The sequence below is a fragment of the Candidatus Marsarchaeota archaeon genome (assembly GCA_023485295.1).
Taxonomy (GTDB): Archaea; Micrarchaeota; Micrarchaeia; order Micrarchaeales; family Micrarchaeaceae; genus Micrarchaeum_A.
Window position 1 is genome coordinate 1 of the sequence record JAMCZQ010000001.1, and the last position, 11,114, is coordinate 11,114.

General features: G+C 46.2%; 7 protein-coding genes. 5 read left to right on the plus strand and 2 right to left on the minus strand.

Annotation, left to right across the window (positions count from 1 at the left end):
* From M1125_00005 to M1125_00020, 4 genes are all read left to right on the plus strand, one after another.
* Window positions 1-4,106: YncE family protein (locus tag M1125_00005; GenBank protein MCL5404211.1), on the plus strand; the 4,106-nt coding region annotated here is incomplete at its 5' end.
* 156 nt (window positions 4,107-4,262) lie between these two features.
* Window positions 4,263-4,655: a hypothetical protein gene (locus M1125_00010; protein ID MCL5404212.1), complete on the plus strand. Its 393-nt coding sequence runs from the start codon at window positions 4,263-4,265 to the stop codon at window positions 4,653-4,655.
* 159 nt (window positions 4,656-4,814) lie between these two features.
* A complete protein-coding gene (locus M1125_00015) occupies window positions 4,815-6,938 on the plus strand; it encodes a DEAD/DEAH box helicase (protein MCL5404213.1) in 2,124 nt (707 codons plus the stop codon).
* Between the two features lie 36 nt (window positions 6,939-6,974).
* Window positions 6,975-7,859 carry a helix-turn-helix domain-containing protein gene (locus M1125_00020; protein ID MCL5404214.1) on the plus strand — a complete coding sequence of 295 codons (885 nt, stop codon included), beginning with the start codon at window positions 6,975-6,977 and terminating at the stop codon, window positions 7,857-7,859.
* A 16-nt stretch (window positions 7,860-7,875) separates the two neighbouring features.
* On the opposite strand, the gene M1125_00025 is transcribed toward M1125_00020, so the two are convergent.
* Together M1125_00025 and M1125_00030 are read right to left on the minus strand one after the other, a co-directional pair.
* Window positions 7,876-8,607 carry a hypothetical protein gene (locus M1125_00025; GenBank protein MCL5404215.1) on the minus strand — a complete coding sequence of 244 codons (732 nt, stop codon included), beginning with the start codon at window positions 8,605-8,607 and terminating at the stop codon, window positions 7,876-7,878.
* Between the two features lie 77 nt (window positions 8,608-8,684).
* Entirely contained in the window at window positions 8,685-9,569 is an 885-nt protein-coding gene (locus M1125_00030; GenBank protein MCL5404216.1) for a nucleoporin Nup120/160, read from the minus strand.
* Between the two features lie 97 nt (window positions 9,570-9,666).
* On the opposite strand from M1125_00030, the gene M1125_00035 reads away from it, so the two are divergent.
* Window positions 9,667-11,091: a glycoside hydrolase family 15 protein gene (locus M1125_00035; GenBank protein MCL5404217.1), complete on the plus strand. Its 1,425-nt coding sequence runs from the start codon at window positions 9,667-9,669 to the stop codon at window positions 11,089-11,091.
* Window positions 11,092-11,114: the final 23 nt, after the last annotated feature.

Here is an 11,114-nt window from a genome sequence, read left to right on the forward strand (position 1 = left end):
TTGCAAACACTTTGACCGCAAACACTGCCTCTACATTCGATTTCGAGGCGTATGGCACGATACACTATTTAAATTCCAACGTGATTGCAGGCAATTCCTACGCAATAAACGCAATAAGCACCAATTCGGTGAATCTGGTGCCTCTTGGCTCTGCTCAAGGTAGTATTGGCTACATCGTATCCAATACAATTTCAGTTACAACTGCTTCTCCTCCACTAAACATATCAGTGCCTTTGGACAAAATGACCTTTGCCTATGGCACATTTACCCAGTTCAACCAGATACCGGTAAGCCTTTATGTCAATAATGCACTTGTATCAAACACGATAACTGGCATACATAATTCCACAATCTCCGGCATCTACAGCCCATATGGTGTAGCCTTCTCCCCCAACGGCGCCTATGCCTATGTGACAAATTTTTTTAGCGATGAGGTCAATATAATAAATACCTCTACAGCCAAAACTACAACCTCTGCGGTCTCTGGCGTAAACGTTCCATCTAGTGTAGCCTTCTCCCCCAACGGCGCCTATGCCTATGTGACGAATAACGGCAACAACACTATAAGCATAGTCAATACTTCAACCAAAACCATAGTATCTACCATCTCAGGCTTTGATGAACCATACGGTGTAGCTTTCTACCCCGACGGCGCATATGCATACGTTACGAATTATGGCAAAAATGATGTCAGCATAGTCAATACTTCAACCAAAACCATAGTATCTACCATCTCAGGCTTTGATGAACCATACGGTGTAGCATTTTCTCTCAGCGGCGCCTATGCCTATGTGACAAATGAACGCAACGGCACCATCAGCATAGTCAATACTTCTACTAGTTCCATAATTTCAACCATCTCAGGCTTCGATTATCCGGACGGTGTAGCATTTTCTCCCAACGGTGCCTACGCTTATGTGGCGGCCGGAGGCAATATCAGCATAGTCAATACTTATACCAAAACTATTGCCTCTACAATTTCCGGCTTCCACGATCCAGTCGGCGTAGCCTTCTCCCCAAACAGGGCTTATGCCTACGTGACGAATAACGGCAACAGTACTGTAAGCGTAATTAATACAGAATTCAACTCGTATAAATTTTCAGCAGCTGGAACATATTCACTGACTGCCAACACTCTTGGAAATTCCAACTACACATCCAATACTATATCCTTAACCTTTAATGTGATTAACGAATCAATCACCATAAATTTATCCGCCACAAGTAATACTTCGTACACATATAATACCAAAGCCCCATCAATTATCGCTTCTTTAAAAAGCAATTCGATTTCTGGCAACGTATTGAATTCGCTCGCATTCAATTTCAATTCCGGCACTGGCAACATTATAACTTATAACAATGGCAATTCCCTAAAAGTGCAGATGCCATCAAATTCTTCATTTGCTACTGCTGGAAATTACCTATATATTATATCTAGCAAGATGCAGAATGACTTTTTGAACAGCACCAACACAATAATAGTCTATAACGATATTATTCCCAACTCCATAAAGATATCAATACTCAAGGCTGCGCCTGCAGTATTGCTCAAGACTCCAAGGAATACAGTTTACAACGGTTCATCTGTTTTAACCTACTATGGCACATTTACCCAGTTCAACCAGATACCGGTTAGACTTTACGCAAACAACGCAATAGTGTCCAATACTGTAATAGGAATACTAAATTCAACAGTGTCTGGCAATTTTGATTTCCCTCTTGGAATAGCTATATCCCCCAACGGCGCCTACGCCTATGTAGTAAACAATGGCAATAGCAACATCAGCGTAATAAATACCTCTACCTCAAAAGTCGTGCGCACTATATCCGGTTTTAATTATTCGGATGGTGTAGCATTTTCTCCCAACGGCGCCTACGCCTATGTGTCATCAGACGCCTATTTATACGTGAATAGCGAAACTGCATTGTTACAAAGCGATAACCTAAGCATCGTGAACACTTCAACGGGTTCCAGAATCGGAACCATTGCAGGTTTTAATGAACCATTAAGCGTTGCTATTGCTCCTTCAGGCGCCTACGCCTACGTTATGAACAACCAAAACAACACAATTAGCATCGTGAACACTTCTACCCGCTCAATAATCGGAACGATCTCAGGTTTTTCATTTCCGTATGGAATGGCCATCTCATCAAATGGCACTAACGCTTATGTGTCAAATTATGGCGTATCCCAGGTTTGGTTGATTAATGGATTAACTCACTCCGGTTATGAACCAATAATTAGCATAATCTCCAGTTTTCCTTTTGCTGCTGGATTAGAAGGTGTTGCTTTCTTACCTACCGACTCATACATTTACGTTGCAGGTATCAATTATAACAAAATAGCAATAATAAATACATCTACCAACGAAGTGGTCAGTACTATACCGATTAGCTCGCCTGCATATATTGCAGTATCTCCTTCAGGCGCCTACGCATACGTGACAGACCCTACCGACAATTATATCAGCATAATAAACACCGGGTTTGGCTCGTATAAACTCTCTGCTGCAGGCACATACTCGCTTACTGCAAATACTCCAGGTAATGTAAATTATACCTCAAACACTGCCTCTGCGTCGTTCACAATTGCAAAAGCCACACCAACGCTGCAGTTGAATGTATGCAGCAACTACACGTACAGCGGCTCTGCGGGATGCCTAATCACTGCTTCCATAAATTCCTTTGGCAACCAGTTGAAGGGATACCTTTACATAAATGGCAATGTCGTTGCGAATTCAACATCTACATCAAATACAATAACGTTCACTGCACATGAAGGTGCTGGGAATTATTCAGTAGTCTTCAATACTACGGGAAACAGGAATTATACATCCAATTCCATAAAAAAGGACTTCACGATTGCGAAGGCCTCTCCATCAATAACATTTCCAGTTTTCCCGCAAAATTTTGTCTATAACGGTTCGACAGCTACTGTCGAAGCCGAAATATCCACGTATAACAACCAGTTGCAGGCAAACGCTTTTGTAAATAACGCTTTGGTAAGTTCGTTCTACTCCAGCAATGATTTTGCTGTTGGTCCAGCAGCAGGTAACTACACAATAACCGCAAATACGCTTGGCAATGGGAACTATACTCCTATTTCTGTGTCGAGAATATTTACAATAATTCCTGCGCCTGTGCATTCATCATCTTCAACATCATCGCTCTATATAACAGACAATGTAAATAAAACGTACGCGTCAAACAGGAGCGTGTTTGACGTATACCTGATAAACTATTCGGACAATGCAAAGGTGCTGAACATAACGTATTACCAGAATCAGCTGCCTGCAGAGATATCGTTCCCAGCGCATTACTACGTCAGGTTCAATTTTGCATGCGCTTTCACTGCAAACGGCAATTATTATGTCTCAAACAATACGTACGGCCTTCTTGATTCAGTGCCATGCGGCACAAATTACACAACCACTGGCGGTTCCTACAGTGCATATTATTTGAAAATGATAATCCCAACAACCACAACTACTACAACGACCACCACAACCGTAACTACTACAACACTTCCGTCAATATCCATCACAAACAAGGGCTATGAAGTATCGCTGAATATTGCGCCCCATGAACGATCAAAAATAACAATAACGCAACTGCACATAGCGCTTAACATATATTCCAACTACACAAAGAACATTACAGAAGATGTAACGATAAAGAACGTAACATCAACGATGCCTTCCGTGCCTATAAGCTATCATACAATTTCAGGCTTCAACATATCCGCAACGCCGAAGGTGCCTGCAATCAACACTACAGTGACATATGCGTGCTCTCTAAATCCATCGCAGATAAAGCCTCTTATGTTTGTAAATGGCACATGGATGCCAGTAACCGACTATTCAATCAACCAAAGCGCATGCAGCATTGCATTCTTCGCTTCTGCACCTGCAGTTGTCGCAGTAGCTACAACTCAGAATATCACTACCACAATTCCTGCTACCACTGCAACGACAACGATATTGCCGGTTGCGAAGCCAACTCCTAACTATGAAGAATACGCCATAATCGTCGTGATTGTCGTCCTGGCAATCATAATAATCGCATACGCAGCCATGAAGGCCACTGCAAAAGGCAGCAGGTAACACGTCCTAAAAAACGCTTAAGCATGCTTCTTGTCCTTCAATGCTGTGCATGATTGACGAAGAGTCAATGAAACCGGTATTTTCTGCAAAAGACGTTTTACCGAAAAGCTTAAAAAGCCTAAAAGAGTTTTAAAAGCGATCTATATGGCAACCCATATGAGACATAGTGGAACAGGACAGCTTGGCGGAGGCATTTTTGCTTTGGAGTTTATCGGAAGCCTCTTCTACCTCGCATTAGTATATCTGATGGCTATAGATGGAATGAAAGCAAGCACAGTATTTACTGGAGTGGGCGCGTTCTGGCTGCCAGTATTCGTCGGCGTGGCCGTAATATCTGCCATAGCATTGCTATTCTTCAGCTTCAGCTACATAACAGATTCAAAGCTGCTGATGGGCATGCACACGAAAAACCTAGGCCTGGTTCTTGCAGTTGCATCTGGAATAACTTTCCTGACGCTGACTGTTGGCTCTGCATATTTCCTGATAGCGCTGATAGGATTCCTTCTGTCGCTAGTGGGCGGAATGGCAGGCTATAAGCCACAACCATGAAAAGGGATTGTTTCCCTTTTTCTTTTTCTTTTTCTTCATTGCGTGATGTTATAAATTGAAGCCTTTTTGGCACTGGCTATAAAGGAATAATAAGTTTGCAGCATAAGCTTATTCCAGAGCAATGCTGCTTTTGCGGGCAGCAGCAAAAAGGCATGCATCATGGAAGTTAAAAGCATAAAGGGCATGATACCCAGCGAAGCGCTTGAGTCGATCATTGCACGAGGCATAACCGAATTCACGCCTCCTCAGGAGCTAGCCATAAGGGCTGGCCTTTTGGACGGTGCGAACATTCTGGTAGCTGCGCCCACTGCAAGCGGCAAGACGCTCATAGCTGAAATGGCATGCGTGAACTGCATGATAGCTTCCGGCAAGAAGGCTGTGTATGTTGCGCCTATGCGTGCCATAGTGTCTGAAAAGTATTCGGAATTCAGGGAGGCATACCCGTACATAAAGGCAGCCATATCAATGGGCGACCTTGATTCATCGGACCAGTGGCTTGCGGATTATGAGATGCTTTTCGTGTCCACTGAGAAGCTTGACAGCCTGATAAGGCACGGGGCGCAGTGGATAAGCACAATAGGCTGCATAGTGTTTGACGAGGTGCACATGCTTGCAGATGAAAGCAGGGGCCCAACGCTTGAGCTGCTGATAACAAAGCTGATGCATTCCGTGCATGCGCAGGTGATAGCGCTGAGCGCTACGATCGGCAACGCAGAGGAACTTGCAATGTGGCTAGGCGCAAAGCTTGTGACAAGCGACTACAGGCCAGTAAGGCTGCTGAAGGGGGTTTTCGACGGGAAGATGCTCCACTATTGGGATGGGCAAGGGAAGCTCCAAAAAGCGGAAATGAATGGCAAAAGCAAGATACCTGAGATAAGGATTGCAGAGGATACGCTGGCTTCAGGCAAGCAGGCGATAATATTCTATTCTACAAAGCGCAACGCCGAGGCAGGCGCCGTAAAGCTTTCGGCATACTTCAAGGAAAGGCTGGGCAAGGCGGACTTGGATGCATTGCAAAAGGCATCAGAAGAGGTGCTCAACGTGCTTGAGAGGCCCACAAGCCAGTGCCGCAAGCTGTCGGAATGCATAAAGGGCGGCGTCGCTTTCCACCATTCAGGGCTCGTGAATGCACAGCGCAGCTATGTTGAGCATTACTTCAAGGAGAACCGCATAAAGGTAATATGCGCCACTACAACAATAGGCTATGGGGTCAACCTGCCGGCGCACACTGTAGTAATCCGTGACCTGAGCAGGCACAACGGCATAAGCGCAGAGAGGCTAAGCGTGAACGAGGTGCTGCAGCTTTTCGGAAGGGCAGGCAGGCCAAAATACGACACTGAGGGAAGGGCAATACTGCTATCAGGCAACCGCTATAGCGTTCAGGAGCTTTACCTGCATTACATAATAGGCACTCCGGAGCCGATAGACTCTGCGCTTGGTGTGGCGTCAGTGCTGCGTACGCACATACTTGCCTTCATAGCAGAAGATTTCCTAAATTCAGGCGAAGCAATAGCAGCATTCATAAAGAAGACGCTTTACGGGCATCAGTACGGCAACGACCTCCATATAAGCACAATAGTGCGGCAGGTGCTGAAGGAGCTTGAAGAATGGGGATTCATAGCGCTAAGGGAAGGCTACTATACTGCTACAAGGCTTGGCAAGAGGATAAGCGAGCTTTACATCGATCCGCTTTCGGCAAAATGGATAATCGAGTTCATGCAGCATGCAAGGGACGAGACGTCAACGCTGTACCTGATTGCCAACACGGTAGAGATGCGCCCGTACCTTCGCCCAACGGAGGAGGCTGAAGCCGAGTACGTGTTCTACAAGAACAGGCTGGACAGCGAAGCGATATCAAAGTATGAGGAGTCGTCGTACGGCTATTACAATCCCCTGGAGCCTTTTGCTACAGCGCTGATGCTCAGGGACTGGATCAGCGAGACTGAAGAAGATTCTATAATAGCAAAATACAGAGTTACCCCCGGGGCGCTTTATTCGAAGCTGACAAACGCAGACTGGATAGCTTATTCAGCAATTGAAATAGCAAAGCTGATTCGCATGCCTGCAAGGGGCCTTGTGGACATCAGGGTAAGGATGCGCTACGGCATACGCTCAGAGCTGCTCGACCTGGTCAGGCTTGAGCAGATAGGGCGCGTAAGGGCCAGGAAGCTGTACGCAAATGGCATAAAAAGCGTTGCTGACATAAGGGCAAACAGGCAGAAGGTTGAGATGCTGCTTGGCAAAGACATATCCTCAAAGGTGTTTTCCCAGCTTGAGGGCTAGAGCAAGGATTAAGAATTATGCATGATAAATAGTATCATGGCAAACGCTAGGGAAAAGACGCTTGCGACATGCATGCGCATGCTAGAGCAGACCGGCTTCAGCAGCGTAAGCATTTCAAGATTCCATTCACCGTTCAGCGCGATAGCCAAGCGGAAGGAAGAAGTATACATATTCAAAGTGGTGCAGAACATAGATTCAATAAGCCAGGCTGAGGGCGAGGCGCTCACTAAGCTTTCGGTCTTTTTCAACGCCCACACATACATAATAGGCTCAGGATACAAGAGCAGCAAGGTTGAAGAGGGGATGGCCTTTTCGAGGCACGGCGTGGATTGCATATCGGCAAAGACTCTGGAGGACCTGCTTTCAAACAAAAAGCCAAGGCATGCAGACAAGTTCATCAGGGGCAAGATGCACATAAACGGCTATGAGCTTAGAAGGCTAAGGAAGCTTGCAGGGCTGAGCCAGCGCGGGCTTGCTGGGCTTTCAGGCCTGTCGAAGGACAGCATATACAAATACGAGCGCGGCAGCGCTGCCATAAGCTCGGAATCCCTTGAGCGGCTTGAGCGCGTGCTGCTTTCAAACCTTGGCACAGAGTCCTACGCGCAGGAGCGTAGCTTCAGTGCAGCAGGCCAGACAAAGGTCGGGGAATTGCTATTCATGGAGACTGACAGGGCTCCTTTCGAGGTTGTATGCCGCTTCAGGCACCGCTTTGAGTTTGCAAAGATGACAGACCAAAGGACTATGAAGAAGATAGCGGACTTTTACAAGGAGTTTGACGGCATCTTCAACGACAGGCAGTTCATCATAGCAGATTCCAGCAGGGCCGAGGCATTTGGCATTCCAATAATATCAAGGCAAGAGCTCAACGGCATAGCATCCGAAGCAGATCTGATCGAGATGGCCGAAGAACGCTCAAGCTAAAACTATTTTCCTAAACCTATTTTCTTTTAGCTGCTGAGCTTTTGCGTGGGCTTTTTTGTGCATGCATGCTCTTGCCCTCTATAGTACTTACTATCTTTTCAAAGTCTGCTACAAAATCCTTTGTAGACCTAAACATCATGCTCATTCCAACGCTTCCAAAAACCACTATCAACGAGGCCATCGAAACGAACAGTATCACTATGTACTCTGAAGAAGTTATAGGGTTTATGCCGTTGCCTACAACAACCGCAAGCCCTATTATGAAAATCACCCATAGCACGCTCGCGCCGTAGGCTATTTCGAAATAGCTGTGCTTGAACAGCATCCTTACCGAAGCATACAAGACCCACATAATCCCTCCGAAGGAGAAAAGCAGTATTATGGGCTCCAGGTAATAGTTTTGTATGAATATGGCAGGCAGTATGAACGCAAGAGCCCCTATCACCAGCGAGGTCATCCATATGCCCACATACTTGCTGTGCTTCTGATGCTCGACCATATTCATGTACTTTACCGATGATATATGGGCTTCGACGAAGCTCACTGTAAGCGTAAGCGCAGTTATCAGGATAAGCACGAACCAGAACAGCATTTCCACGAGCGGGCTTATTATGAAAAGCGATGCGAGCATCGATGTGAATATCATGCCTATTGCAAGGGCTATGGCAAATGTGAACATGGATATCCCCAATGCCCTCCTGTAAGCAAAAACCCAATAACGCTTTATATGCTCTCTGGCGTAATTCACACAATCACGATAATCATTATACCTTATTCATTAAAAAACTTTTCATAATGCGCTAAAGCGCCAGTGAATGGCAAACCCTAAATCGGCAGGCGCGGTATCAGCGTAAAAAGCACATTGCCATAGAGCACCAGCGCCAGTGCTCCAACGAAAATCGGCACAGCAAAAGGTATGCCTTTCTTGTACACAGGAAGCTTTCCTGAATATTTTTTCGCCAACTCCTTCAGTAGCTCTGGGGTAACGAGCCTGCCGAAGCCTTTTATCCTGCGCTTTAGGCTTTTAAGCTTCGTTTCGTCAATCATCTGCACCGCTATCATGTCCCCTGGCTCCATCATCCTGTAATTTACATACTGGACCATGTATGCCATTATCCGCTTCTCGTAAAGCAGCACCATGCCCGAACCTATTGCTATTACTATGAGAAGCGCAATCCCGAAAGCTGATGAATGCACCACTGCTATAAGGAAGAGCAGGAAGAAGAGATACACTACCAGTATCAAAATCGTCTTGAAATAGTCTGCAAAATGCGGCTGCACAGCCTTTGCATGCTTGAAACGCTTCCCGGATTTCGGTATATAGTAAAGCGGCACTATTATCAATGCAGCTATGCCGCTATTTATGGCAAGGGATATTACTGAAGGCAGGTATCCCTGCGGGAAGCTGTAGATTAGCCCTGTCTTCTGGAACGGCAGTATCAGGGAAATCGTTGCGAACTCTATCACATCTGCAGCGCCAAGCTGCCCTGCCCTATAAACTGCATAGCCGAGCCCGAGCACTATTGCGGCTATGACAGCGCTTATCGCTATTTCAGAGGCATTGAGATAGAGAACCGTAAGGGCAAGCCCGTAAAGCAGCGCCGCATACGCAAATATGTTTGGCACATTCCTGCTGTTGAAAATGTCGAATAGCATGTATATTAATGCGATTACTATGAGCGACGCTGCGCGCAAAACATAAAGGTCCATCAGGCATCAGGAGGTTATACAAAACTAAATTGTAATATTAGCTAAAGTATTTATTAATATCATGCAAGAGACTTTTAAGCAGAAGGCTGGTGTAATCTTGGAAACCGTTCTTTCCGACCGACGCGTTCCTTCCAGCTACGATTCACGAGCTTCGCTTACGCGGAACGAGCTCGCAGAAACGTACAAAAATGCATTGAAAGCCATAAGCCACATATATGACAATGTGGAGCCTGACGGCTTCATGGTCGCAGCGCCTGACTTCACATGGTACAAGCTCATGTGGTTCAGGGATTCCTCATTTGTTTCCTCATCGCTCTCTTACGCGTATAAGCACATGGCGTTTGAGAAGGATGACAATGAATATGCGCTGAAAGCCAGGGAAGCCTCCGGAAGGATACTCGGGAAGCTTTGGGATGTGATAGACCTGAACGGGCCGAGAATGAAGCACGCTGTGGACTGCGGGCTCGAATCTCTGGAATTCAAGCTCCTTGAAAACCATGTTGCTGCAAGATTCTATCATGACGGAAATCACGCTAATGTACTTATAGACGGCAGGCACGTAAATGATTCTGCAGAGCTCAAAAACCCGAATTCATGGCTCAAGCAGTTCGATTCCGTTCCGCTGGTGCTTTTTGCGACTGCAGAGTTTATAAGGAACGTTGGCGCCGAGCACATAAGCCATGGCACGATGGAGAAAATCGGGCGAAACCTGGACCTGGCATGCTCGTACATAATTAATACATACAAATGCCCGTCGGCAGGCCCCTGGGAGCAGTATCCGCAAATGCTGCATTCATACACGGTTGCGTCCGCATTCGCAGGCCTAAAGGCAGCGCTGGAAATATCAGAGGCCACTGGCGTGCCAGTAGAAAGGGGCAGGATCCTTGATTCGCTGTATGCAAAGGATTACAACGGCATAGCGTTCTTCTTAAACAAGCTCTTCGTAGACGATGGCATACTGCACAAGTTCAGGCCTGAATTCGGCACGGAACCTGTAAAAACTCCGAAAGCAGATGCAGCATCGTACCTTGTATTCGCTCTTTTCAACGGCGACGGCCAGCTTTTCAGCAATGAAGTTGTTGAAAAAACAGTGAAGGAGCTTGAGAATAACCATGTCTTCTATTCATACAAGTCAAACAAGTTCCATGTCGACGAAGCGCCTAAAAGGTATGAAGGTGACAAGTACTTCGGCGGCTCCGGATGGCTTCTTGCAGAGGCGGCTGAAGGATTCCTAAGCCTGAAGATGGGCAGGGCAGAAGAAGCGACGCGCAAGCTTAAAGACCTGAACATGCAAGTATCCAGCTCCATTTCAAAATTCGGGGAGCTTAGGCTTCCTGAGCAAAAGATGCTGGACGAGGAGTTCCTAAACCCGGTTCGCGAGTCCGAAAGCGATGCCATAGGCAAGCTGCCTGCGCAGGATCTTATATGGAGCGCCGGCGAATACCTTAGGCTTGCTTCAGGCTTCCTGGAGAATTATTATTCCAGCAAATATACGCCAATGCTGCGCAATGGGAATAAGTAGGCTTGCAGCAGCTCGTACAAACG